This window comes from Amycolatopsis sp. CFH S0740 (genome assembly GCF_004522315.1).
GTDB lineage: Bacteria > Actinomycetota > Actinomycetes > Mycobacteriales > Pseudonocardiaceae > Amycolatopsis > Amycolatopsis nivea.
Genome location: NZ_SDLS01000022.1, coordinates 146,254 through 171,429 on the forward strand (window position 1 = coordinate 146,254; position 25,176 = coordinate 171,429).

Annotated in this window: 22 protein-coding genes; 12 read left to right on the forward strand and 10 right to left on the reverse strand. The window is 68.5% G+C overall.

Annotated elements, in window-relative coordinates; all coding sequences use genetic code 11:
• Positions 1-6: 6 nt before the first annotated feature.
• The 4 genes from EIZ45_RS31340 (at position 7) to EIZ45_RS31355 (ending at position 3,328) form a co-directional block, all read left to right on the forward strand.
• Positions 7-615, forward strand: coding sequence for a maleylpyruvate isomerase family mycothiol-dependent enzyme (locus EIZ45_RS31340; protein WP_134667227.1), 609 nt, complete (start codon positions 7-9; stop codon positions 613-615).
• Between the two features lie 69 nt (positions 616-684).
• Positions 685-1,842 carry a tryptophan synthase subunit beta gene (gene trpB, locus EIZ45_RS31345; protein WP_037817014.1) on the forward strand — a complete coding sequence of 386 codons (1,158 nt, stop codon included), beginning with the start codon at positions 685-687 and terminating at the stop codon, positions 1,840-1,842.
• Positions 1,839-2,552, forward strand: a complete 714-nt coding sequence (gene trpA, locus EIZ45_RS31350) for a tryptophan synthase subunit alpha (protein ID WP_134667225.1) — start codon at positions 1,839-1,841, stop codon at positions 2,550-2,552. Before trpB ends, trpA begins: the two co-directional genes overlap by 4 nt.
• A 41-nt stretch (positions 2,553-2,593) precedes the next feature.
• Positions 2,594-3,328, forward strand: coding sequence for a GntR family transcriptional regulator (locus EIZ45_RS31355; protein WP_134667223.1), 735 nt, complete (start codon positions 2,594-2,596; stop codon positions 3,326-3,328).
• On the opposite strand, the gene EIZ45_RS31360 is transcribed toward EIZ45_RS31355, so the two are convergent.
• Positions 3,302-3,478: a helix-turn-helix domain-containing protein gene (locus tag EIZ45_RS31360; protein WP_134667221.1), complete on the reverse strand. Its 177-nt coding sequence runs from the start codon at positions 3,476-3,478 to the stop codon at positions 3,302-3,304. The two genes, EIZ45_RS31355 and EIZ45_RS31360, sit on opposite strands and share 27 nt — an antisense overlap.
• A gap of 112 nt (positions 3,479-3,590) precedes the next feature.
• On the reverse strand, positions 3,591-5,144 hold the full coding sequence (locus EIZ45_RS31365) for a PucR family transcriptional regulator (protein WP_134667219.1): 1,554 nt from the start codon (positions 5,142-5,144) through the stop codon (positions 3,591-3,593).
• 122 nt (positions 5,145-5,266) lie between these two features.
• Here EIZ45_RS31365 and EIZ45_RS31370 point away from each other — a divergent pair, with 122 nt between their 5' ends.
• Both EIZ45_RS31370 and EIZ45_RS31375 read left to right on the forward strand, forming a co-directional pair.
• The gene (locus tag EIZ45_RS31370) at positions 5,267-6,769 is read left to right on the forward strand and encodes a CoA-acylating methylmalonate-semialdehyde dehydrogenase (RefSeq protein WP_134667217.1); all 1,503 of its coding nucleotides are present in this window, start codon (positions 5,267-5,269) and stop codon (positions 6,767-6,769) included.
• 12 nt (positions 6,770-6,781) lie between these two features.
• Positions 6,782-8,137: an aspartate aminotransferase family protein gene (locus tag EIZ45_RS31375; RefSeq protein WP_134667215.1), complete on the forward strand. Its 1,356-nt coding sequence runs from the start codon at positions 6,782-6,784 to the stop codon at positions 8,135-8,137.
• Between the two features lie 182 nt (positions 8,138-8,319).
• Here the strand turns inward: EIZ45_RS31375 and EIZ45_RS31380 are convergent, their stop codons facing one another.
• The 3 genes from EIZ45_RS31380 to EIZ45_RS31390 all read right to left on the reverse strand — a co-directional run bounded on the left by EIZ45_RS31380 (position 8,320) and on the right by EIZ45_RS31390 (position 11,814).
• Complete coding sequence (locus tag EIZ45_RS31380) at positions 8,320-9,786, reverse strand: catalase (RefSeq protein WP_134667212.1); 1,467 nt, start codon at positions 9,784-9,786, stop codon at positions 8,320-8,322.
• A 183-nt stretch (positions 9,787-9,969) separates the two neighbouring features.
• Positions 9,970-10,635, reverse strand: coding sequence for a response regulator transcription factor (locus tag EIZ45_RS31385; RefSeq protein ID WP_134667210.1), 666 nt, complete (start codon positions 10,633-10,635; stop codon positions 9,970-9,972).
• On the reverse strand, positions 10,636-11,814 hold the full coding sequence (locus EIZ45_RS31390; protein ID WP_238604404.1) for a sensor histidine kinase: 1,179 nt from the start codon (positions 11,812-11,814) through the stop codon (positions 10,636-10,638).
• 171 nt (positions 11,815-11,985) lie between these two features.
• Here EIZ45_RS31390 and EIZ45_RS31395 point away from each other — a divergent pair, with 171 nt between their 5' ends.
• A complete protein-coding gene (locus EIZ45_RS31395; protein ID WP_037817030.1) occupies positions 11,986-12,216 on the forward strand; it encodes a hypothetical protein in 231 nt (76 codons plus the stop codon).
• Between the two features lie 13 nt (positions 12,217-12,229).
• Here EIZ45_RS31395 and EIZ45_RS31400 read toward each other — a convergent pair whose 3' ends face one another.
• A complete protein-coding gene (locus EIZ45_RS31400; protein WP_037817032.1) occupies positions 12,230-13,660 on the reverse strand; it encodes an APC family permease in 1,431 nt (476 codons plus the stop codon).
• A gap of 629 nt (positions 13,661-14,289) precedes the next feature.
• Here EIZ45_RS31400 and EIZ45_RS31405 point away from each other — a divergent pair.
• Positions 14,290-14,883: a TetR/AcrR family transcriptional regulator gene (locus EIZ45_RS31405; protein ID WP_240690824.1), complete on the forward strand. Its 594-nt coding sequence runs from the start codon at positions 14,290-14,292 to the stop codon at positions 14,881-14,883.
• Here EIZ45_RS31405 and EIZ45_RS31410 read toward each other — a convergent pair.
• Positions 14,864-15,934, reverse strand: coding sequence for a DUF6670 family protein (locus EIZ45_RS31410; protein WP_134667208.1), 1,071 nt, complete (start codon positions 15,932-15,934; stop codon positions 14,864-14,866). The genes EIZ45_RS31405 and EIZ45_RS31410 overlap by 20 nt on opposite strands.
• A 68-nt stretch (positions 15,935-16,002) precedes the next feature.
• On the opposite strand from EIZ45_RS31410, the gene EIZ45_RS31415 reads away from it, so the two are divergent.
• Complete coding sequence (locus tag EIZ45_RS31415) at positions 16,003-17,553, forward strand: FAD-binding oxidoreductase (protein WP_134667206.1); 1,551 nt, start codon at positions 16,003-16,005, stop codon at positions 17,551-17,553.
• Between the two features lie 4 nt (positions 17,554-17,557).
• On the opposite strand, the gene EIZ45_RS31420 is transcribed toward EIZ45_RS31415, so the two are convergent.
• The 3 genes from EIZ45_RS31420 to EIZ45_RS31430 form a co-directional block, all read right to left on the reverse strand.
• Positions 17,558-18,973: an NAD(P)/FAD-dependent oxidoreductase gene (locus EIZ45_RS31420; RefSeq protein WP_134667204.1), complete on the reverse strand. Its 1,416-nt coding sequence runs from the start codon at positions 18,971-18,973 to the stop codon at positions 17,558-17,560.
• The gene (locus EIZ45_RS31425) at positions 18,970-20,754 is read right to left on the reverse strand and encodes a DUF3556 domain-containing protein (protein WP_134667202.1); all 1,785 of its coding nucleotides are present in this window, start codon (positions 20,752-20,754) and stop codon (positions 18,970-18,972) included. Before EIZ45_RS31425 ends, EIZ45_RS31420 begins: the two co-directional genes overlap by 4 nt.
• Before the next feature lie 74 nt (positions 20,755-20,828).
• The gene (locus EIZ45_RS31430; protein ID WP_134667200.1) at positions 20,829-22,271 is read right to left on the reverse strand and encodes a class I adenylate-forming enzyme family protein; all 1,443 of its coding nucleotides are present in this window, start codon (positions 22,269-22,271) and stop codon (positions 20,829-20,831) included.
• A gap of 188 nt (positions 22,272-22,459) precedes the next feature.
• On the opposite strand from EIZ45_RS31430, the gene EIZ45_RS31435 reads away from it, so the two are divergent.
• The 3 genes from EIZ45_RS31435 (at position 22,460) to EIZ45_RS31445 (ending at position 25,000) form a co-directional block, all read left to right on the forward strand.
• Positions 22,460-23,701: a CdaR family transcriptional regulator gene (locus EIZ45_RS31435; protein WP_107051145.1), complete on the forward strand. Its 1,242-nt coding sequence runs from the start codon at positions 22,460-22,462 to the stop codon at positions 23,699-23,701.
• A gap of 201 nt (positions 23,702-23,902) precedes the next feature.
• Positions 23,903-24,187, forward strand: coding sequence for a hypothetical protein (locus EIZ45_RS31440; protein ID WP_037817040.1), 285 nt, complete (start codon positions 23,903-23,905; stop codon positions 24,185-24,187).
• A 60-nt stretch (positions 24,188-24,247) separates the two neighbouring features.
• Entirely contained in the window at positions 24,248-25,000 is a 753-nt protein-coding gene (locus EIZ45_RS31445; RefSeq protein ID WP_134667198.1) for an SDR family NAD(P)-dependent oxidoreductase, read from the forward strand.
• The last annotated feature ends 176 nt before the right edge of the window (positions 25,001-25,176 follow it).

The window sequence follows — 25,176 nt, forward strand, 5'->3', positions numbered from 1 at the left end:
CCTGGAATGACCGCGACTTGGCCGCAGATCCACGCCGAACGCGCCGCACTGGCCGACGATCTGTCCGACGCCGCATGGAGCACGCCTTCGCTGTGCGAGGGGCTCTCCGTCCGCGAGGTGCTGGCCCACCTCACCGCGGGCGCGTCGCTCACGCCGCTGCGCTGGATGGCGGGCGTGCTCCGCTGCCGGTTCGACTTCGATCGGCAGGTCGCGATGCGATTGGCCGAGCACCTCGGCGACAGCCCGGCCGACACGTTGGCCCGCTTCCGCCGGGTCGTCACCAGCACGACGAAACCGCCGCTGCCGGTCGTGGCGATGCTCGGCGAGACGGTCGTGCACGGCGAAGACATCCGCCGTCCGCTCGGCATCCGCCGCGAGTATCCGATCGACACGCTCACCGCGGTGGCCCGCTACTACCTCGGCTCCGACCTCGTCGTGCTCGCCAAAGGACGCGTCCGCGGCCTCCGTCTCGAAGCGACCGACAGTGACTTTTCCGGCGGCTCGGGACCCCTCGTGTCGGGCCCGACCCTCGCCCTGATCATGGCCATGACCGGCCGCTCCCGGTTCCTCGACGACCTGGACGGCGACGGGGTCGAAGTGCTGCGGCAGCGCTGACGGGCTTGCGCTCCGTCGTCAAGAGTTCTATAACAGTGGAGACAGTTATAGAACTCTAAGGAGCCGCTCATGCGCACCCCACCCCAGGAAGGACGCTTCGGGGAGTACGGCGGGCGCTGGGTGCCGGAATCCCTGGTGCCCGCCTGCCTCGAAGTCGCCGAGGCGTTCGAGAAGGCCTGGGTCGACCCCGGTTTCCGCGAGCAGCTCCAGACGATGCTCGCCCGGCACGTCGGCAGGCCCACGCCGGTGACGCCCGCCGAACGGCTGTCCGCGGAACTCGGCGTGACCGTCGCGCTCAAGCGGGAAGACCTCACGCACACCGGGTCGCACAAGATCAACAACGCGGTCGGCCAGGCGCTGCTCGCCAAGCGGATGGGCAAACAGCGGCTGATCGCCGAGACCGGGGCCGGGATGCACGGCGTCGCGACGGCCACCGCGGGCGCGCTGCTCGACCTGCCGGTCACGGTGTTCATGGGCGAACAGGACGTCGAACGCCAGTCGCACAACGTGTTCCGCATGCGTTACCTCGGCGCGGAGGTCGTCCCGGTCAGCTCCGGCAGCCGCACGCTCAAGGACGCGACCAGCGAGGCGATGCGGCACTGGGTCAGCTCGACCGAGGAGGCGCACTACTGCCTCGGCTCGGTCGTCGGACCGCATCCGTATCCGTGGATGGTGCGGGAATTCCAGCGCGTGATCGGCGACGAAGCCCGCGAACAGCACGGGACCGTGCCGGATTTCGTCGTCGCGTGCGTCGGCGGCGGATCCAACGCGGCGGGCACGTTCGCCGGATTCGCCGACACCAGCGCCCGGCTGGTCGGAGTGGAAGCGATCGGAGGATCGGGCGCGACGTCCGGCCAGGCCGGGGTGCTGCACGGTTCGCGGTCGCTGTTCCTCCAGGACGAGCACGGGCAGATCCTCGAAGCCCATTCGATCGCGGCCGGGCTGGACTATCCCGGTGTCGGGCCGGAACACGCGCACCTGCGCGACCTCGGCCGGGCGCAGTACTTCGCGGTCAACGACGAAGCAGCGGTCGCCGCGGCCGCGCAATTGGCTCGGACCGAGGGAATCATCCCGGCGCTGGAATCCGCGCACGCGCTTGCCTGGGTGGCCGAAGCCGCTGGCACGCCGGATCTTCCGGCGGGTTCCACGGTGCTGCTCACCCTGTCCGGTCGTGGCGACAAGGACATCGCCACGCTCATTGCCCGCGCCGAGGAGTCCCGCGCATGAAAACCGACCGCAAAATCCTGATGCCGTATATCACCGGCGGCGTTACTCCACAGTGGACAGAATATCTTCCGGCGCTGGTCGAAGCCGGTGCGGACGCGATCGAAGTCGGTATCCCCTTCTCCGATCCGACCCTGGACGGCGTGACCATTCAGGAGGCGTCCAACGTCGCTCTCGCCAACGGAACGACTCCGCGCAGCGTCCTCAATGCACTGTCCGAGACCACAGTGGACGTTCCGGTCATCGTGAGCACCTACGCCAACTTGGCCGTCCGCAAGGGTTTCTGCGCCGAACTGAAGGAATCCGGAGTCGACGGTCTGATCGTGCCGGACCTTCCGCTGGAGGAAGTACCCGCGATCGAGGAGGAAATCGACCTGGCACTCCTGGTCTCCCCCGCGACGCCAGCCGACCGCGCACACGAGATCGCCGCGCGCAGCCGAGGTTTCGTCTACGCCGTCTCGTCGATGAGCACCACCGGCGAACGCGACCACCTACCCGCCTCCGCGATCGACCTGGCGCGCCGGCTGAAGAACGCCACCGACCTGCCGGTCCTGGTCGGCTTCGGCATCTCGCGACCGGAACACGCCGCCGAGGCCGCCCGCGTGGCCGACGGCGTGATCGTGGGCGCGGCGATCATGCGGCGGGTGCTCGACGGTGCCGGTCCAGCGGAGGTCGGCGAGTACGTCGCGACCATGCGGGCCGCGCTGGACTAGAATCCGCTGGTCCCCGCAGAACCGGACCAGAACGGACGCGCATGGCCCGATACCGAGCGATCGCCGCGGATCTCGCCGCGAAGATCCGCGCCGGGGAGTACGCGCCCGGCGAGGCCCTGCCGCCGCAGCGGGAGCTCAGCGCGTCCTACGGCGTCACGCTCATGACGCTGCGACAAGCGCTGCGCGAACTCAGCGACGAAGCCCTGATCGTGCAACAACCCGGCCGAGGCACCTTCGTGGCGCCGACGCCGGCCTCGTACCAGCTGGGCTCCTTGCGCAGCTTCACCGAGGACTTGCGCGATCAGGGTTACGTCGTGCGCACCGAGGTCGTCAGCCAGGCAGTACGCCGGTTGCCCACTCGCGTCGCCGCACGACTGCAGGCCCGGGCGACCGATTCCGGCCTGCGGCTGGAACGAGTGCGCGAGTTCGGCGGCCGGAGGGCAATCCACCAGGTGTCGTGGATCGCTCCCCCGCACGGGGAACGCTTGCGGGACACCGATTTCGCCGCCGTGTCGCTCTACACCGCACTGTCCGAACTGGACGTCGTGGTGGACCGCGCCGCCGAAACCATCCGCCCAGACGCGCTCGACGACAAGCTCGCCCGCCTGCTCGACGAACCGGTCACCACCCCGGTCCTGGTCAGCGAGCGCACCACAAGCACCCCGGACGGCACGATCGTCGTCATCGACCGCGCGACCATCCTCGGCAGCATGATGCACATCAGCACCGAACGCGCCGCCGACCGCCTCTCACTGCGCTGGGGCGCCGGAAGCTGAACCCCGACCACCGTGCGCCAAAACCGCCAGATGCAACGAAAGCCGAGTATCCGAATCAGACAGATCCACACCCAGCAACCGCTCGATCGTCCCCAACCGCGAATACGCCGCCGGACGACTCAGGTTCAACGCCTTCGCGAACTCCGTCATCGAATACCCCAGTCCTGGTCAGCGAGCGCACCACGAGCACCCCGGACCGCACGATCGTCGTCATCGACCGCGCAACCATCCTCGGCAGCATGAACGCGCCGCCGACCGCCTCTCACTGCGCTGGGGAGCCGGAAGCTAAACCCCGGCCACCGTGCGCCAAAACCGCCAAATGCAACGAAAGCCGAGTATCCGAATCAGACAGATCCACACCCAGCAACCGCTCGATCGTCCCCAACCGCGAATACGCCGCCGGACGACTCAGATTCAACGCCCTCGCGAACTCCGTCATCGAATACCCCGACTCGACAAACGCCCGCAACGTCGCAAACGCCCGGCTGGCCCGCGGTTCCGGCAACGTCAGCAACGGCCGCAGCTGCGCCTCGGTGAACTCGTGCAACCGCGGATGCTCCCGCAGCCACCACAACAACCCCCGCACACCCAGGTCGCCAGCCCGCCGAAGTCCAGGCGTACCAGGCGATTCGACATCCGCGACGTGCACCGCCTCCTGCAGCGCCGCCGGTAGCTCACCGAGCCGGCGCACCGGCCCGGCCGCCCCGAACGCCGCCGCCAAGCCAGCCGGAACCCCAGCGACCACGCGCTCCAGCAACGCTTTCTCCGCAGCCACCGAGGAACACGGGAACACCGCCGCCACCCGGCCTTCCGCCAGTACCCCGCCGATTCCGTCGCTGGTCAGCACCGCGTCCAGCAGCGCCCGCTCCTGCCCGGCCCGAGCCGGACGGCACACCAGCACCGTGTAGTACGCCGCCGCGGCCAGCCCCAACGCCCTCGCTCGCGCGCGGACCGAACCCTCGTCCGCGCCATGCAGCAGGTCCCGCAGCAAATCGCCCTGCGCCTCGATTTCCACTGACAACGGCGAGCGTTCCAGCAGCTTCCCGACGGTCAGCGCCTCCGCCGCGCGTTCGAGCACCATCCACGCCGACGGCTGCTCTGCCGAATGCGCGGGCACGACCAGCCGGCCCCAGCGTTCGCGCGGCGGCCCCACCGGCGTGCACATCCAGCCCTCCGGACCGCCGACCGCGGTCGCCGCGGAAAACGGCACCCGGCGCGACCGGGCAGGCCAGTCGCGCAGCAGCGATTCCGCCGAACCGGCCCCGGCGAACGCGAGCGCCCGGTGCGTCCGGTCCTCCAGCACCACCGGCAGCCCGATCAGGTCCGCCGCGTGCCCGAGGACCGCGTCCGGCGCCTGCGACGCCGAACCGACCGTGCTGAACGCCTCGTGCGCGCGCTCGGCCAGCCGCAACCGCTCGTAGTGCGCGTTGACGATCCTCGCGTGCACGATCTCGGTCACCTCGATGAAGCGGATCGTGCTCCGCAGCTCCACCAGCGGGAACCGGGCCGCCCGCGCGGCCTGCACCAACCCGCTCGGCAGCGCCTTCGGCCGCTCCCACGGGTCCACGACCAGCCCGATCGCGCCGGCGTCGCGCAGCGAACGCACGTACGCCACCGGGTCGAAGCCCGGCTCGGCGAACGCGCGCCCGATCGAGAGCACCAGAACGTCGCTGGTCAGCGTCCCGGCGACGTCGCTCAGCTCGCTCACGTGCACCGACCGCACCGGCACGTCGACCGCGTCCGCGGCGGAGCGGACGACCGGCACCCCGGCGGCCATCACGGGCAACTCGAGAACGTCTCGCAGGGTCAGGTCCACCTGCGCAGCATAACCCGACGAAATGTAAAGCCAGGGGTCAACAACGTGACGATCCGTCGGTTACCCCAGACCCGTCCGAGAGGGACCCTCAGAGGGCGAATACCAGGAAGAAAGGTGGCTCGATGAGCGATTCCGTGCCGACGCTGTCCCAGTGGATCGCCGGCGGCGAGACAGCAGGCTCGCCGGACGGCTACGGGGACGTCACGAACCCGGCGACCGGGAAGGTCACCGCGCGCGTGCCGCTCGGCTCGGCCGCGGACGCCGAGGCCGCGATCGCCGCCGCGAAGGCCGCGTTCCCCGCCTGGCGCAAGACGTCGCTGGCCAAGCGCAGCCGGGTGCTGTTCCGATTCCGCGAACTGCTCGACGCGCGGTCGGGAGAACTCGCCGAGATCATCACCGCCGAGCACGGCAAGGTGCTGTCCGACGCGGCGGGCGAGGTCGCGCGCGGACTGGAGGTCGTCGAGTTCGCCTGCGGCATCCCGCAACTGCTCAAGGGAGCGGCGACGGCCAACGCGTCGACCGACATCGACGTCACGTCGCTGCGCGAACCGCTCGGTCCGGTCGCGATCATCTCGCCGTTCAACTTCCCCGCCATGGTCCCGATGTGGTTCTTCCCGATCGCGATCGCTGCCGGGAACACCGTGGTGCTGAAGCCGTCGGAGAAGGTGCCGACCGCCGCGAACTGGATCGCCGAACTGTGGCGCGAAGCCGGTCTGCCCGAAGGCGTGTTCAACGTGTTGCACGGCAACAAAACCGCGGTCGACGCGCTGCTGCACAGCCCGGACATCGAGGCGGTTTCGTTCGTCGGATCGACGCCGATCGCGCAGTACGTCTACGAGACCGGCACCGCGAACGGCAAGCGCGTCCAGGCGCTCGGCGGCGCGAAGAACCACATGGTGGTGCTGCCCGACGCCGACCTCGACCTGGTCGCCGACCAGGCGGTCAGCGCCGGTTTCGGGTCCGCGGGCGAACGCTGCATGGCGGTCTCGGTCGTGGTCGCGGTGGGCGACGTCGCCGACGCGCTGGTGCCGCGGATCGCCGACCGCGCGAAGACGCTGGTGACCGGCGACGGCACCCGCTCCTGCGACATGGGCCCGCTGGTCACCGCCGCCGCGAAGGACCGGGTCTCCGGTTACATCGCCGCCGGTGCGGAAGCCGGCGCGACGCTGGTCCTGGACGGCCGCGAAGGCGAGTTCGACGCGGACGGCGAGGGATTCTTCGTCGGCCCCACGGTGTTCGACCACGTCCGCCCGGACATGCCGATCTACACCGACGAAATCTTCGGCCCGGTCCTTTCCGTGGTACGGGTGGAAACGTTCGCCGACGCGATCGAGCTGATCAACGCCGGACCGTACGGCAACGGCGCGGCGATCTTCACCAACGACGGCGGCGCGGCCCGCCGGTTCTCCGCCGACGTCGAGGCGGGCATGGTCGGCGTGAACGTGCCGGTGCCGGTCCCAGTGGCCTACCACTCGTTCGGCGGCCGCAAGAACTCGCTGTTCGGCGACACCCACGCGCACGGCGGCGAGGGCGTGCACTTCTTCACCCGCGCCAAGGTCGTCACCACTCGCTGGCCCGGCCCGGAGCAGGGCGGGCTCGACCTCGGTTTCCCGCAGAACGTCTGAGAGGGATCTGCAATGGACACTCAGTCGGCAGCAGCCCGGCACCTGTGGATGCACTTCTCCCGCATGGGGAATTACCCGGACTCGCCGGTCCCGGTGATCACCCGCGGCGAGGGCGTGCACGTGTGGGACGACCGCGGCCGCAAGATCCTCGACGGCCTGGCCGGACTCTTCGTCGTGCAGGCCGGACACGGCCGTCGCGAGCTCGTCGAGGTCGCCGCGCAGCAGGCGAACGAGCTGGCTTACTTCCCGATTTGGGGCTATGCCACGAAACCCGCGGCGGAACTGGCCGAACGGCTCGCGCATCTCGCGCCGGGCGACCTCAACCGCGTCTTCTTCACCACCGGCGGCGGCGAAGCGGTCGAGTCCGCGTGGAAGGTCGCCAAGCAGTACTTCAAGCTGACCGGAAAACCCGGCAAGCACAAGGTGATCAGCCGCGCGGTGGCCTACCACGGCACCCCGCACGGCGCACTCGCGATCACCGGGCTGCCCGCGATGAAGAAGGACTTCGAGCCGCTCGCGCCGGGCGGGTTCCGCGTGCCGAACACCAACCTGTACCGGCATCCGGAGTTCGCCGACGACCTCGAAGCGTTCGGCCGCTGGGCCGCGGACCGGATCGAGGAAGCGATCCTGTTCGAGGGCGCGGACACGGTCGCCGCGGTCGTGCTCGAACCGGTGCAGAACTCCGGCGGTTGCCTCACGCCGCCGCCCGGGTACTTCGAGCGCGTGCGGGAAATCTGCGACCGGCACGACGTCCTGCTGGTCGCCGACGAGGTGATCTGCGCGTTCGGCAGGCACGGCGCGACATTCGCCAGCGAGAAGTTCGGGCTCCGGCCGGACCTGCTGACCTGCGCCAAGGGCCTCAGCTCCGGGTACAGCCCGATCGCCGCGCTGATCGCGTCGGACCGGGTGATGGAGCCGTTCCTCGCCTCGAAGGTCGCCTTCCCGCACGGGTACACCTTCGGCGGGCACCCGGTGTCGGCCGCGGTCGCGCTCGCGAACCTCGACCTGATGGAACGCGAGGGCCTCAACCAGCGCGTACTGGACAACCAGGACGCGTTCCGCTCGACGCTCGACAAACTGCTGGACCTGCCGATCGTCGGCGACGTCCGCGGCGACGGGTACTTCTGGGCCGTCGAACTGGTCAAGGACAAGGCGACCCGCGAGACGTTCAACGCCGACGAACGGGAACGCCTCGTCCGCGGTTTCCTGCCGGGCGCGCTGTTCGACCGCGGCCTCTACTGCCGTCCGGACGACCGGGGCGACGTCGTCGTCCAGTTCGCTCCTCCGCTGATCGCCGGGCAGGCGGAGTTCGACGAGATCGAACAGATCCTGCGAGACACGCTGCTCGAAGCGCAGAAACTCGTCTGAGCCAACTGGCGAGGGAGGAGGCCGGGACCGTTTGGTCCCGGCCTTCTTCCGTGCTGTCGCTTATCCTGGTGACAAGGAGCCCTCACCTCGAGGCGGCACGCATGCCCGCGCACGAACCCGGCCTCGACCGGCGCGAGCAGGCAAACGCCTGACAACTGCGCCGCCTCAGCCGTGCCAACCGGTCACAACGCCCCGATCTCCTCGCACGCCTTCCGCACCCCAGCGCCGTAAGCCGGATCCGCCTTGGCGCAATTGTCGATATGCCGCTCGACCGTCTCCCTGCGCGCGCCCTTGATCCCTCGCGCCGTGTTCTCGAACAGCCGCTGCCGCGCACCCTCGTCCAGCAGCCGGAACAGGTTTCCGGGCTGCTCGTAGTAGTTGTCGTCGTCCTCGCGATAGTCGAACCGGTCCGCGACCTCGCCGCCCGGTCCGGCGGGCTCCGCGTACTGCGGCTGCTCCGTCCACCGCCCGAAGGAGTTCGGCTGCACGCCCGGCACTCCGCCCTGGTTGCCGTCTACGCGCATCGCGCCGTCGCGGTGGTAGGTGTTGACGAGCGCCGCGCCTCGCGGGCAGTTGACGGGAACCTGGTGATGGTTCACGCCGATCCGGTAGCGGGTGGCGTCGCCGTAGGAGAACAGCCTGCCCTGCAACATCTTGTCCGGGCTGACCGAGATCCCCGGCACCAGGTTGGCCGGGGTGAACGCGGCCTGTTCGACGTCGGCGAAGTAGTTCTCCGGATTGCGGTTCAGCTCCAGCTCGCCGACCTCGACGAGCGGATAGTCCTTTTTGCTCCAGACCTTCGTGAGGTCGAACGGGTGGAACCGATAGGTCGCCGCGTCCGCCTCCGGCATGAGCTGCACATAGAGCGTCCACTTAGGATAGTCACCGCGTTCGATCGCGTCGTACAGATCGCGCTGGTGCGATTCGCGGTCCTCGCCGATGAGCGCGTCCGCCGCCGCGTCTGTCAGGTTTTCGATGCCCTGCTGGGTGCGCAGGTGGAACTTCACCCAATGCCGCTCACCCGCGTCGTTGATCAGGCTGAACGTGTGCGAACCGAACCCGTGCATGTGCCGGTAGGTCTTCGGGATGCCGCGGTCGCTCATCACGATGGTGATCTGGTGCAGCGCCTCGGGAAGATTGGTCCAGAAGCCCCACTTGTTCTCCGCGTTGCGCAGGTTTGTCCGCGGATCGCGCTTCACCGCGTGGTTCAGGTCGGGGAACTTCAGCGGGTCGCGGTGGAAGAAGACCGGCGTGTTGTTGCCGACCAGGTCCCAGTTGCCCTGCGAGGTGTAAAACCGGACGGCGAACCCGCGGATGTCGCGTTCCGCGTCGGCGGCGCCGCGCTCCCCGGCGACGGTGGAGAACCGCACGAACGTTTCGACCTCGTTGCCGACCTTGCTGAACAGCGCGGCCCTGGTGTAGCGGCTGATGTCGTGGGTGACGGTGAACTTGCCGAACGCACCGGACCCCTTGGCGTGCATCCGCCGCTCCGGGATCACCTCGCGGTCGAAGTGCGCGAGCTTTTCCACCAGCCAGAGGTCCTGGAGCAGAACCGGACCGCGTGCGCCCGCGGTGAGGCTGTTCTGGTTGTCGGTGACCGGCGCGCCCGCCGCGGTGGTCAACGGGTCGGTGTTGTCAGCGAAAGTCATCGCTCCTCTTTCGTTGCATTCGTCCGCGAAAAAGGACTTTGCCGCCAAGATGGTACCGAAGCGCGAAGGTGATTCACTCCGACAAATAGCGTAAATTGCCGCAGGAATATTCCTCATTACGAGAATAGATTCGCATCCTGCGCATTCATTCCGGAATACGTGCCAGGCACTGCGGATTTCCGGTTATTCCTCGCTGTCGCGCACGACGAGCGCGATCTGCACCCGGTTCACCACGCCGAGCTTCGCGAACAGGCTGCTCGTGTGCGCCTTCACCGTCGCCACGCTGATGTGCAGCCGCGCGCCCACCTCGGCGTTCGACAGCCCTTCCGCGATCGCCCGTGCGGTGTCCCGTTCGCGTTCGGTCAACGCGGCCAGCCGCGCCCGCGCCGCCTCGCGCGCGGCACGCCGGCTCCCCGACGACTGCGGCCCCATCGCCGCGGTGATCAAGCGGCTGGTGGCGGTCGGGGACAGCGCGGGGTTCCCGTCGGCGACCGCGCGCACCGCGGCCAGGATGTCCGGCGGCGGGGTGTCCTTGAGGACGAACCCGAGCGCCCCGGCGCGCAGCGCGCCGAGCACCATCTCGTCGGAGTCGAAGGTGGTCAGCACGAGGATCCGCGGCGGGTCCGGCCAGCTGAGGATGGCTTCGGTCGCGCTCAGCCCGTCGCGGCCGGGCATCCGCACGTCCATCAGCACGACGTCCGGCCGGAGCCGGCGGACCTCGGCGATCGCGGCGTCGCCGTCCGCGGCCTCGCCGGCGACCTCCAGGTCGGCTTCGCCGTCGAGCATGAGCCGCAACGACATCCGCACCAGCTGATCGTCGTCGACGATCACGACCCGCACCCGGTCCACTCACTCGCTCCCTTCGCCGCGGGCAGGCCACGGCAGCCACGCGGTCAGCACGAACCCGCCGTCCGGGTCCGCGTGATGGTCAAGGTCGCCACCGGCGAGCTCGACCCGCTCGGCAAGCCCCAGCAACCCGAACCCGGCGGACGGCGGCGGCGCCACGTTCTCGGTCGCGCCGGAATCCCGCACCGTCACGCGCAGCCCCTCGCCCTCCCCGCCCTCCACGGTGACACACACGTCGGCGCCAGGCGCGTGTTTCCCGGCATTGGTCAGTCCTTCTTGGACGATCCGGTACACCGTGCGCGCCAGCAGATCCGGCGGATTCCCGACCGCCTCCGGGGTATAGCTGACCTGCACCCCGAGCGCCCGCGCGTCAGCGACCAGCGCGGGCAGATTCGCGAGCGACGGCTGCGGCGGCTCAAGCCCGCCCGGACTGGCCCGCAGGACCCCGAGCACCTCCCGCAGCTCCTCCAACGCCTGATGCGCACCGTCGGCGATCCCCCTGGCCAGCAGCGACACCTGGTCAGGCGGCAGATCGGCGCGATGCCCCAGCACGCCGGCCTGCATCGCGACCAGCGACACCCGGTGCGCGAGGACGTCGTGCATCTCGCGCGCGATCCGGTGCCGCTCGACAATGCGCGCCTCGGCCGCCCGCGCGACCTGCTCGCGTTCGGCGCTCTCCGCGCGTTCCCGCAGCGACTGCAACTCCTCGCGCCGCGCCCCGATCGCCGCTCCGACCGCCACGACGATGCCGGTGACCAGCACGATGAACGAAATGGACCACCACCACGGGTCCGGGTCGGAACCGCGCGGGTAGAGCCCTTCGGTGACCGCCGCGGTAGCGACGCACGCCAGCCCGATGAAGGTGGTCTCGAACAGCCGGCGCCGAGTGGCGAGCGACCCGAGCACCAGCAGCGCGGCTCCCCCGGCGGACGTCGACACCGCCGAGACGATGATCACCCCGGTCGCGATCGAGAGCGGATACTTCCGCCGCCACAGCGACGCGACCAGACAGCCGAGCCCGACGATCGGGTCGCCGAAGATCAGCCACCCGATCCGCGGGTCGTCGGATCCCGCGGGCAGATGAGACGCGACCGCCACCCAGGCAACCACGCCGAGCAGCGCGGCCACGGCCAGCCGCCACCCCTGCTGCCACGGCTTGAGCTTGACCTGCGAAACGATCACCAGCCCATCTTCGCCGATCCGCCCCCGCCGTGCAGCCGCCCTCGGCACACCCCGCTCCCTAGACCAAAGTAGTACCCCTCGACTTTGGTCGGCCCCGGTTCGCTCCGCAGGTCCGATGCGCACCGTAGCCGCGGCCGACACACTGGGAGCACCACGACTCAGGGAGAACACATGAGCAAGGGCGGCTACTCAGCAGTGCAGATCGTCGGCATGGTGATCACCGTCGTATCCGCACAGGCCGCGATCCGCAGTTTCTTCGACCACGACGCGCGCCAATTGTGGGGCGCACTTGATTGGGTCCCCGGCGGCTGGGGCGGACAATTAGCCGCACTGGTAGTGCTGACCCTCGCCGGGGTGGTCCTCGCCGGCTGGGCGCACGACCGCACCAAGGAGAAAAGCTGAGTCCACTGCGGACTCAATGCACCTCCGGCCCGAGCGCCGCATACGTCTCCGGACGCTTGCGTCGCAGATACTCCGCCATCGCCAGCCCTGCGACAATCAGGATCGGCAGCAGCCACGGCAACAACCCGATCCACGCCGCGTCGGACCCGGCCATCGTCGGAAAATTCAGCACCGCCAGCACAATCACGCCGATCAGCCCAGCCCCGCCAAGCCCCGGCGCGACAAACGTGCTCCACCAATGCGGATCCCGCCGCTGCCGGAAAAACACCACCACCGCGATCGACGCCATCGCCTGCAACACGAGGATCGCCAACGTCCCGAACCCAGTCATCGACGACGTCAAGAACGCGACCGGATCAAGCCCCAGCACCGCGAAGATCGCCGCTACAACCGTCGCGAACCCGATCTGCGCCGCACTGGCGTTACGCGGCGTACCAGAAACCGTACGCCCCAACACCTTCGGCAGCACACCGTCCCGAGCAAGCGCGTAGATATACCGACTAGCGGAGTTGTGCAAAGCCAGCAATGCGGCGAACAGACTCACCACAAGCAACAACTGCATGACATCGGTAAGCACGGTCCCGAGCACGTCCTGCGAGGTAGCCAAGAGCAGGTCCCCCGCCGCGAGATGATCCTGCGCCACGGCTTTCGCGTTCCCCACGCCGATCGCGCTGACCAGCGCAAGCGAGGTAATCGCAGCGAAAACCCCAATCGCGATCACCGCTATATAAGTAGCGCGCGGCACCGACTTGTTCGGGTCGCGCGCTTCTTCGCTGAACAACGCAGTCGCCTCGAACCCGATAAAGCACGTGGCAGCAAACAACAATCCAAGCCCGATAGACCCAGACGTGACAACGGCAGGCGACAACGCGCTGAGCGAATACCCAGACTTCACGAGCACCGCAACGTCGAAGACAACCAGAATGCTGACCTCAAGAATCAGCGACACCGCAAGCACCTTCGCCGAAACGTCCACCCCACGACGACTCAGCAAAAACACCGCGACGACGGACAACGCAGCCCAAAACTCCCACGGCAAGTCCAAATGAAAGACCCGGTTGACCACCCCGCCCGTCAACGCACCCGAGGTCCCCACCGCCCCCGCGACGAAACAGTTGTAGCCAGCCAACGCCACAAACGCCCCGGACAACCCCGCCGGACGCCCTAAGGCCGCAGTAAGATACGCGTAGAACCCACCAGCGTTGGACACGTACCGGCTCATCCGCGCATAGCCAACCCCGAACAACAGCAACACAATCCCCGCGATCAGGAATGATGCAGGCATCCCGCCGCCATTGCCGAGCGCGATCCCGAGCCCCGCGATCACCACCATCCCGGTCAACGGCGCGACCGCAGCGAGCACGAGAAACGCAATCCCGCCAGTCCCAAGCGCGTTAGCGCGCAGCTGCCCTCCGACAGCCTCCGGTGTCGACTGCTGTGCCATCCAGGCCTCCCGATCCGCTACAAGGCGCCCATTTGCCCCGCAGCGACCCAGTGTCGCTTGCTAGACGCTGAGGGCCTTGTCATCGCAGGCAGAGGTCTTGCCAATCCGCGCACCCCCACTCCGGTGAGGTTCGTGGGGCCACCCTCACGGCCGCTGATTCCCTCAGGTTCCCCTCACGACCAGTGGCCGGTACGTGAGGGTCCCCTTCACGGACCCAGATTCCCTCAAGGACCCCTTCACGACCCACTCGCCCGCCCCGCACCCACCGGGATGCGCCCCAATGCGGCATTGGGTGCGCTCAACGCACCGAACGCCACATTGGGTGCATCACATGCACCCAACGCCACATTGGGGCGCAAGCCCCGCCACCAACGAAACCGCACCGATGCACCCAACGTCGAGGCACCCACACCGCCCCCAACCCCGATCCGAAGCCCCACTGCGGTCGGTGGGTGCTTGTCAAGGCATCTTTCCCGCCTTGACAAGCACCCACCGACCGTCAGCACAATAAAACTTCGGGGTGGCGGGCCCCCTAACGAGCGCAATGTCGCCGCCAGGCGACGAGCCGAACCCCCCGGCGAACCAACCGTCCACAATAGACCAAGCCCCCATCAGCTATGCTCAACAACGTGCCAAACCCAGCAGGCAGCAAAGGAATGCCGCGCCCCGAACGGGAGCGGCTGATCCTCGACGCCGCCGTCCAGGAGTTCGGCACCCAGGGCTACGCCCACGCCTCAGTAGCCGCCATCGCGCGCCGAGCGGAAATCTCCAAACCCCTGGTATACGGCTACTTCGAGTCCAAAGACGGCCTCTACCTGGCCTGCCTCCACCGAGGCGCAGCCCCGCTGGTCGACGCCGTCACCGAAGCCCAAACCGGCACCGGCCTCACCCGCGCCCTAGGCACCTTGGAAGCGATCTTCCGCACTCTGGAACCCCGTCGCCTGGACTGGGCCGTCCTCTGGGACCCGACGCTGCCCCCAGGCTCCGCAGTGGACGAAGCAGCCCGCTCCTACCGCCGCAAACTCTCCACACTCGGTGCCGAAGGCACCCAGGAAGCCTTGGCCTCAGCGGGTTTCGCCGACCCCGCCGACGCCTCGCTGTTCGCCCGCATCTGGTACGGCGCGGTCGCCGCCACCGTCAACTGGTGGCTCGAGCACCCCGAGGAACCCGCCGAAACCACCACTCAGCGCTGCGCCCGCATCCTCACCTCCCTGCGCGGCTGACCTCGCAATCCACCCACTCGAAGTACCCGCTCCCCGAAACCGGCCGCCCCCGAAACGCGCCGGAATACGTGTACGCACCGACATAACCGCGCCCATGGCCGTACCGCAGCGGACTGTCCACAACCGCCTCCACCGCCACGACCTCCTCCGCGCCGTCCCGCACCGTCCACCGGAACCGCTCCGGAACCCGCATCTCCCGCCCCCGCGGATCAACCTCCGGCTCAGCCCGATGCTCCACCTCGACCCGCACCTCCCGAAACACCGCCGCATCACCGTCGAGCGTGCGCAGATGCGCCAGCCGGCAAGCCGTCGCCCCAGCCGCGCGGACATCGGTGAGCAGAAGCTGCGTCCGGTCATCGAGATTGATGATCTGATAGGTGAAGAAGTCAATCGGCAGCTTGAACCGCTGCGGCAACGGCGAACGCCGAAGTGCTTGCGGCGAAAGAGATCGCGCGTACTCCACAGTGCAGAGACCGCCGATTTCCGTCTCACCGGTGTCGTCAGTGATCATCCCGGTGAAGGTGGCGAGCAGGCTCAAGTGGTCGTAAGCCGGATTGCGCACGAACCACGAGACCTGCGACGTCGCGGTGATCTCCAGGTCCGCCGAGAACCCGTCGTACCGCGCGTGCACCTGATACGACGGATGCGCTGCTTCGATAGCCAGATCCGAATCCCACTCCAGCCGCGAACCGTCCTCGGCGAACCGGCATTCAGTGCGCGAGTCGTAAGCCCGGTAGTGATGATGCCCAGGCGCGGCGGTGGACGAGAGAACGGTCGTGGTGCGGCGGGCGTCGGAGGTCGCGAGGTAGTCGTTGTCGAAACAGACCGCGCCGGTGCTGCCGATCAGGGTCATGGTGTTGAGGTAGCGGTGCGGCCGCGGCAGCTCCGGCACGAAAATGCCGTAATGCGTCCACGCCCAGGTCCGCGAGCCCGGATGCGGCCGCAGCAGGCCGGGCCGGTCGAACGGCTTCGCGGACTCCTCGATCCGCTGGTCGAAGCGAGGAAGCAGCTTGTTCACCACGAACGGCGCGGCAGCGGTCAACACGCTCATCTTTCCTCCTCAATGCCTATTACCCTAGAGTAAGTTACTCAAGGGTCAATTCGGAAGGGAGCAGACGGATGACACGGTCCTGGTGGGGTTGGGGCGACGTCGAGGAAGCACTGACCGCCGAAGAAACAGATGCGCTGGTCGCGCGCACGGCCGCCTTCCTGCCCGCCCACGACTTCACCGACCACGCCCCGCCCCCGCCAGACGACCTGCCGGTGCCACCGTCTCGCCTCCGCCCACCCGCCGCACTGGCCCGGCTGTGCTCAACCGACCAGACCGACCGGCTGTCGCACGCACGCGGCAAGGCGTTCCGCGACGTCGTGCGGAACCTGGAAGGTCGGGTCGAAGCGGTGCCGGACGTCGTCGCGCGTCCGGAATCCGAGCAGGACGTGCTCGATCTCCTGGACTGGTGCTCCACCGACGGCACGCCGGTAATCCCCTACGGCGGCGGCAGTTCCGTCGTCGGCGGCATCGAGCCACGGTTCCCCGCGCCCGCGGTGTCGCTGGACCTCGGCCGCCTCGACCAGGTCGCGGAGATCGACCGGACGAGCCGCGCCGCGCGGATCCAGGCCGGGGTGTACGGACCGGCGCTCGAGGACCAGCTCCGCCCGCACGGGCTGACGCTGCGGCACTACCCCCAGTCGTTCACGCACTCCACGCTCGGCGGCTGGCTCGCGACCCGAGCCGGCGGCCACTTCGCCACGCTGGCCACGCACATCGACGACCTCGCCGAATCGCTGCGCGTCGTGACCCCGGCCGGGGTCAGCGAGTCGCGGCGGCTGCCCGGATCGGGGGCCGGACCGTCGCCGGATCGGTTGTTCCTCGGCTCGGAAGGCACCCTCGGCGTGATCACCGAAGCCTGGATGCGCCTGCAAGAACGCCCTCGCTGGCAAGCGAAAGCGTCAGTCAGCTTCGCCCGGTACTCCGACGCGGTGCAAGCGACCCGGGCGATCGCCCAGTCCGGCCTGTACCCGGCGAACTGCCGGCTCCTCGACGCCGCCGAAGCGTTCCTCAACACCGGCGTCCAGGCGGACGGTTTGCTGCTGCTTGCGTTCGAGTCCGCCGACCATCCGGTGGACGCCTGGCTGGACCGCGCGCTCGAGCTGACCGCCGACCACGGCGGCACCGTCACCGCCCGCCGCGGCGAGTCGGGTTCGACGTGGCGCTCAGCGTTCCTGCGCATGCCGTACCAGCGCGACGCCCTCGCCCGTCGGTCGATGGTGGTCGAGACCTTCGAGACCGCCTGCACCTGGGACGCGTTCGAGTCCCTGCACGAAGCGGTCACGACGGCCGCGAACGCGGCGATCGCCGAGATCTGCGGCGCGGGCGTGGTGACCTGCCGGTTCACCCACGTGTACCCGGACGGCCCCGCGCCGTACTACGGCATCTACGCGACCGGCCGTTGGGGCAGCACCGTCGCGCAGTGGGACGAGCTGAAAACCGCAGTGTCCGAAGCGATTCTGGCCAACGGCGGCACGATCACCCACCACCATTCGGTCGGCCGCGACCACCGCCCGTGGTACGACCGGCAGCGCCCGGACCCGTTCGCCGCAGCCCTCTCCGCGGCGAAGGACGCCCTGGACCCAGCCGGAATCCTGAACCCGGGCGTCCTTCTCCGCTGACCCGTCACCGCCGCAGATACCGCAACGCCCGCGCCGCCGCGTGGCTGCCGCACATCCCGTGCGCGCCCGGCCCCGGCGGCGTGGCCGCGGAACAAACGAAATGCCCGGGGAACCCCACGTCATACGGCTGCAACGTCGTCCGCGGGCCGAAAACCAGCTGCCGCAGATCCTTCGCTCCAGTGAGAATGTTGCCGCCGACGAAATTCGGGTTCTCCGCAGCGAATTCCGCCGACGACGTCGTCACCGAACCAATGACCCGCTCCCGGAAACCCGGCGCGAACCGTTCGATCTGCGCAGTGATCGCCTCAGTAGCGTCACCGGTGTATCCATGCGGCACATGCGCGTACGCCCACACCGGATGCACATCCCCGACCGAACGCGTCGGATCAGCCAGATACTGCTGTCCCAGCAACACGAACGGTCGCTCCGGCATCCGTCCATTGTGTACGTCCCGTTCGCCAGCAACAACCTCCGCCGCTGAACCTCCCAAGTGGACAGTCCCGGCAGCCCGCGCCTCCGGCGAACGCCACGGAATCCCGCCCTGCACCGCGAAGTCCACTTTGAACGCGCCGGGACCGTAGCGAAACTTCTCGTACGCCCGCCGGATCCGCGGCGGCAACCGGTCGCCGAGCACCTGCGCGAGAGCGCTCGGTCCGACGTCCCACACCACCACGTCCGCCCGTGGCAGCTGCGAAACCGACTCCACGCGCACACCAGTTTCGATCTTCCCGCCGAAGTCGGCGATCAATGCGGCCAAGGCGTCGCTGATCGCCTGCGACCCGCCCTCGGCGACCGCCCAGCCGTGCCGGTGACCAGCGGTGAGGATGCCGAGCCCGATCGCCGACGACAGCGGACGGTCGAGCGGCCGGAACGCGTGCGCCGCCACGCCGAGCCACAACGCGCGAGCCTGCGGAGTGCGGAAGTACCGGGCCAGCACGGTCGCCGGCGCGACCGTCGGCAGACCGAACCGGCCCAACAGCAACGGATGTCTCGGCACCCGCAGCAGCGGCCCGAGAATGTCCTCGCTCAGCGCGTCGTAGTTCTGCGCGGGCGAGGAGAACAGCGCTGACCAGCGACGTTCGTCCGCGCCCAACCCGGCGGCGGTGCCGGAGACCGAGCGTCGCAGGACACCGGCGGTGCCGTCGTCGAGCGGATGCACGCAGTCGATTTCCGGCAGCCGCCAGCGCAGGCCGTACCGGTCGAGCCCGAGGTCGGTCAGCACCGGCGAGCCGACCGCCATCGGATGCGTCGCGGAGCAGTGGTCGTGGCGCAGGCCGGGGACGATCGCCTCGTAGGTGCGGGTGCCGCCGCCGATCGTGTCGGCGGCCTCCAGCACCGTCGCGTCGACCCCGGCGCGAGCCAGCACCGCCGCCGCGGCGAGCCCGTTGGGTCCGCTGCCGACCACCACCGCCGTAGTCATGCCGGCACGCTGCTCGTCGTCGCCGGGCTCGCGGTCCAGGTGACGGTGAGCGGAATCGGGCCGTTCGGCAGCCACGGCTGTTCGTTGACCGCGTCGGCCACCGTCCAGTGGCCGCGTTCGATCACGCCCAGCGCCGCGTCAATCACCTGGTAATGCTGCACCTTCGAGTGGATGGCCTGCGACTCGACCCACACCACGATCCACTCGCCGGGCGCGAAGCCGACCCGCTTCTGCACCGCGTTGACGAAGCTGAGGTCGTGCAGGTGCCCGTCGCCGAAGTTGAACCCGATGATCGAGTTGCAGCCGAACTCGGCCTCGCGCACGGTCCGCGTCTCGAGGTCCGGCAGGTTCTTCGCCAACACCGAGAACAGCCCGCGGCCCTGGCTGTGCATCGACCGCCAGGCGATCGTCTGCTGCATGGTGATCTCGGCGACCTCGGCGGGGTAGCCCATCGCCTGCAACTGGTCGACCTGGTTCTTCGTCGGCCGGTGCGGCAGCGTGTTCAGCTTCGCCTCGGCCCCCGGCGCGAACGCCCACAGCGCCGACGCCCAGTTGCCCGCGTACTGCCGCATCGACGGCAGGAACGACACCAGGTCCGGCCGCAGATTGCCCAGGATCGGGAAGAACAGCAGCGCGGCCGCGATCACGACGGCGAGCCAGCCCGGCGTCATGTCGCCGACGCCGTATCCGGCGCTCGCCGGGAAGCCGAGGAACAGGAAGATCGCGAGGTAGCCGAAGAGAATGTTCCACTCCAGCGGCACCGCCAGCGGGAACGTGGACGTGATGAAGAGGTGGAACACCACCATCAGCGCGACCCCGGCAAGCGTGACCCAGTGATTGGTGGAGAACAGCAAAACCAGCGGCGTGATGATTTCCACCGTCGTCCCGCCGACGTGCGCCATGAACGACGCGAGTTTCGACGGACGGATGTCGTTCGGGAAATTCCGGTAATGCGCGCGCTTCAGCCACTTGAACGGAACACACGGACTGTTGGACACCATCGGCGGCACCACATTCGTGAAGTGCTTGCCGAACTTCGAGACGCCCGCACCGATCCAGACAGTGCAGATCAGCAGTTTCGCGGCGATGATCATGTTCACGAACGGCAGGAAGGCGAAGAACACCAACGCGGGCAGATACTGTTCACCGCGAGCGGCGAGGAAAATTGTCTTGTCCCGCAAGCCATTCAGCACATACAGCACGATCGGCGCGATCAGCAATGCCGGACGCACAAGTCCGGAGGTGTTGCCGGGCAATGCGGCCGACAGCGCGGCGTCCGGGACACCGGGAAGCACGATCGCGGTCAGCAGTGCGGCGAGGAAAGCCAGGTACAGCAGCACATCGAAGCCGTTCCGCCGGTCGCCCACGGTGAACGGCACGCGCTTCCACGGCCGCAACCGGATCGTTCCGGGCCGCGCCCAGAACAGGATCCCCCCGGTCATCGGCTTGAACTTGCCCGCGATCGGACCCCAGGAGCCGGCGACGCCGACCGTTTCCAAGAATACCGTCCACAGCACGAGCTTTTGGTAAACCACTGGTTCGTGCCACCACGCGGCGACGTCCCAGAACGGGCCGACACCGGACGTCGCGGTCGCCAGCGCGACCCCGGCCAGCACGTAGAGGAAGACCAGCTTCACCACGTACGTCGCCGGAATCATCTTGGGCGAGCCGAATCCGAACTGGACCCAGTGCAGTGCAAGGGCCTTGGTTCGTTCGAACAGTGGCTTCCGCAGGAAAGTTTCCGGATCGACCGGGGGAAAGTCCCCTGTCTTGAACCCCATTGTTCTCCGCCTTTCTCCGGGCAGCATCGACCGGGCCCGCCACTCCGGGCACGGATTTTTCTTTCAGATTCGGATCAGCCGGCCGCGGCGAGTTCCCGGCGCAGCGCGGGTTTGTCGATTTTGCCGACCGGGTTCCGCGGCAGCGCGGGCACGATGTCGATCCGCGCCGGCACCTTGACCCTGGTCAGCCGTTCCCGGCAATGCGCAAGCAGTTCGGCCTCGCTGGCGGTCCTGGACGGGTACAGCGTCACGGTCGCCACCGGCAGTTCGCCGAGCACCGGATGCGGCGCGCCGACCACCGCGGCTTCCAGCACCGCCGGGTGTGCGTGCAGTGCGTTCTCGATCTCCTTGGGGTAGAGGTTCTCCCCGCCCCGGATGATCATGTCCTTGATGCGGTCGACCAGGACGAGGTAGCCGTCCTCGTCGAACCGCCCGACGTCGCCGGTGTGCAGCCAGCCGTCGACGATCGTGGCGGCGGTCGCCTCGGGCCGGTTGAGGTAGCCACGCATCACGTTCGGACCGCGGACCACGACCTCGCCGGGACCGTCAGTCACCAGCTGGCCTCGCGGATCCATCAGCGCAACCTTCTGCCCGGGCAACGGAAGCCCGACGGTGCCCGGTTTACGCGGCCCAGCCAGCGGATTCAGCGTGGAAGCACAACTTCCCTCGGACAGTCCGTAGCCCTCGACGACCACCACGTCGAACCGTTCCTCGACGCGCTGGATCAGCTCGGCGGGCATCGGCGCGGCACCGCAAACCGCCAGCCGCAGCGACGAAGTGTCCGGCCGCACGGTGTCCGGAAGACCTGCCAACCGAGCGTAAATCGCTGGCACGGCAGAGAAATACGTCGGACGGACGCGTTCGATTGTGTCGAAGAAGTCGTCGGCACGGAATCTCGCGGTGATCGTCGAGCGGCCACCAGCGAGCAGCGGCGCGAGCACGCTGACCACGATTCCGTTGACATGGAACAGCGGCAGAATCAGCAAACTGTGGTCTGCCGGGCCGAGTTCGAGCGCGTCGACGATCATCTCGGTCATCACTCGCACGTTGCGGTGGTCGAGCACCACGCCTTTCGGCTGTCCCGTGGTGCCGCTGGTGTAGATGAGCAACGCGACCGCGTGGTCGTCATCGGCCACCGGACCGTCGTCGGGAGCGGCGGTCGCCAGTTCCTCGACCCGCATCGTGACCAGGTCCGAATCACCTTGTCCCACCACGACTTTCGCCCGTGCGTCGGCGATCTGGAACGAGGCTTCGCCGTCGGTCAGCTCCGGGTTCACCGGCGTGACCGCGGCACCGAGCCGCCAGGCAGCGAACAACACCACCGCGAACTCGACGCGATTCGGCAGCAGCACCGCGACGACGTCGCCGGCACCGACCCCGCGTGCCCGCAACGCGGCCGCCGCGCTGCGCACTCGCACCGCGAAACCGGCGTTGCCGAGTTCGCCGTGTTCGTCAGCGAGACACGGCCGGTTCGGGTTTCGCCGGGCCCGTTCTTCAGGCAGCGCCGCGAGGTGCATCGTCGAAGTCCTTTCCCAGTGCGGCTCAGGTGGGAAATGACGGTAAGGACGGGCCGTGACCCAGGCCATAGGCCGCAGAACCGAAGGGTCCGCCGGTCGTTGTGCCGGGGTCACAACCGCCTGCACCGAGGGGGTGAACGACGCCGCTCGCCTGTCGCCGGGGCGGTCCGGTGGTTACCCTGACCGCCATGTCCGACGCCGTCGACGCCGTCGTGGCCGACATCGCGCACGCCATCGACGCCGACCTCTCCGCCCGCACCACCGAGCTCACCGACTGGTTCGTCGAGATGATCCCGGAATTCCGGCACGACGAGACGGTCCGCAAGCTCATGATCGCCAGCACCTCGGCGAATCTGGTCGCGATCCTCGACATGCTGTCGCATTCCATCCCGCTCGACCGGATCACCGTCCCACCCGCAGCGGCCGAGTACGCGCGCCGGTTCGCCCAGCACGAGCTGTCGCTGGAGGCGCTGCTGCGCGCGTACCGGCTCGGCGAGCACCGGTTCGAGCAATGGGCGATCGAGGCGCTGGAACGGCAGCCGAACATCGACACCCAGCTGGCGCTCGCGGTCCTCGCCGAACTGTCGCGGCGCACGAACCGCTACATCGACCAGGTCATCGAGGGCCTGATCGACATCTTCGAAACCGAACGCCGGCGCTGGAGCAGCCGCACCGGAGCCGCGCGGGCGGCGCAGATCCGGCTGGTGCTCGATTCGGACACGCTGACCGAGGACGCCGCGCAGCAGTTGCTCGCCTTCCCGATGCGGCAATGGCACTGCGCGGCCGTCGCGTGGCTGCCCGCCGAGGGCGCGGGTGAACTGCAGGCCGCGGCGCGATTGCTCCAGGAGGTATGCGGACGAGGTCCAGCCCTCACCATGCTGGCCGACGACCGCACACTGTGGAGCTGGACGGTCAGCACGGAACGTGACGACGTCGAGGTCGAACGCCTCCGCTCCGGCGTGACAACCATCGGCGGCGGCCTGCGACTGGCCCTGGGCGCGCCCGGCTACGGACTGGCCGGATTCCGCGGCTCCCTGCGCGAGGCGGTCCGGGCACGGGCGGTCGCGGAGACCGACGAGGACCAGAGCCAGAACGTGGTGCTGTTCGACGACGTCGCGATCGCCGCCCTGCTCACCGAACAGTCCGACGACGTCTACCGCTGGATCGCGCGCGTCCTGGGAGACCTCGTCGCCGACGACCCCGGCACCGAGCAACTGCGCGAGACGCTGCGAGTCTTCCTCGACACCGACGGCAGCTACACGCACGCCGCCGCCCGGCTGCACCTGCACAAGAACACCGTTCACTATCGCGTCCGCAAGGCCGAGGAACTGTGCGGACGACCGCTCGCCGAGCATCGGCTGGAAGTGGAAGTCGCCCTGCGTGCGGCCACTTCGCTGCGCAAGCGGCTGCCGTGGAACGAGCCCGGCTGAGCCGTCAGTCCATTGTGGATTCTTTTGCCTTCGCGCGGCGCCGTGTTAGCCTGTCGCCGTGCTGCACCTCATGATGCCCGAGCGACTCGTAACCCGGCGCGCCGGCTGAACCAGGCTGCCGGCGCGCGATGCCGGTATGCGGTTTTTGCTTCGGGACCTGGCCCTTCTTTCCCTCGCCAGAACTTCCTCCCGGAGTACGCCATGTCCTTGAGCACCTTTTCCTCCGCCCCGTACACCTCCGCCCCGGCAATGCTGGTCCGCCGCCGGATCGCGACGTACTTCGTCGGCGGCATCGACCAGATCCCCGCCTTGGTCGCGACGCTGACCCAGCACGGGAAGCTGATCCACGAACTGTCCGTCGACGTCCGTGAGGGAGTCCGGGAAAGCAGCATGGTCAGCACCGTCCTGGTCAGCCCCGACGCACTCGACGCCCTGCTGGACGCGCTGCGGGCCCTCTCGTCGGTCGTCTCCGCCGAACTGGCCTGATCCGGCCCGCCCCTCGGCGCGACGGCAGACTGGGGTCCCCACCAGCGAAAGGCACCCCACATGCGATTGGCGGACAAGATCGCCCTGATCACCGGCGCTTCGAGCGGCATGGGCAAGGCCGCAGCCCTGACCTTCGCCCGCAAAGGCGCGACGGTCATCGTCACCGACGTCGAAGACGCTGACGGCGCTGCCGTGGCCGAAGAGATCCGCACCAACGGCGGCCAGGCCGAATACCGCCGCCTGGACGTCACCGACGAAACTTCCTGGACCACCGCCATCGCCGCCGTCCTGGCTCAGCACGGACGCCTCGACGTACTGGTCAACAACGCCGGCATCAGCGGCACCTTCGACCCCGACCTGACCAGCACGGCGTTCTACGACCGCCTGCTGCAAGTCAACGCCCGCGGAGTGTTCCTGGGCATCAAACACGGCGCCGCGGCGATGTCCGGCCGAGGCGGAGGTTCAATCGTGAACCTAACGTCGATCTCGGCGTCCATCGGGCAAGTCGGCGTGCATCTCGGGTATGCGGCCTCTAAGGGCGCAATCAAGTCGATGACCACCACCGCAGCCGTCCACTATGCGGCCGAGGGCATCCGGGTCAACGCGGTAGCCCCCGGCTTGCTGCCCCCAATGCGAACGTCCCGCGGCTCGACGGATCCGGTGTGGCGGGCGAAGCAGGTCGAGGGCGTGCCGATGGGACGGACTGGGGAGGTGCAGGAGGTCGCCGATGTGATCCTGTTCCTGGCCTCGGCAGAGTCCTCGTATGTAACCGGAGTGGAAATCCTGGCCGATGGGGGTTACACGGCCCAGTAGGCGGTTTGGGACGCTGGGGCTCCTGCGGAGTCGGCGGGAGTCCCAGGGCCGTGAAGGTGACGGGGCTCCTGCGGAGTCGGCGGGAGTCCCAGGGCCGTGAAGGTGACATCGTGCCGCGGCCGTGTCATGGCAACCGTGTAAGCCGCGGATGGACCAAGATCGGGTCGCTGACGGCG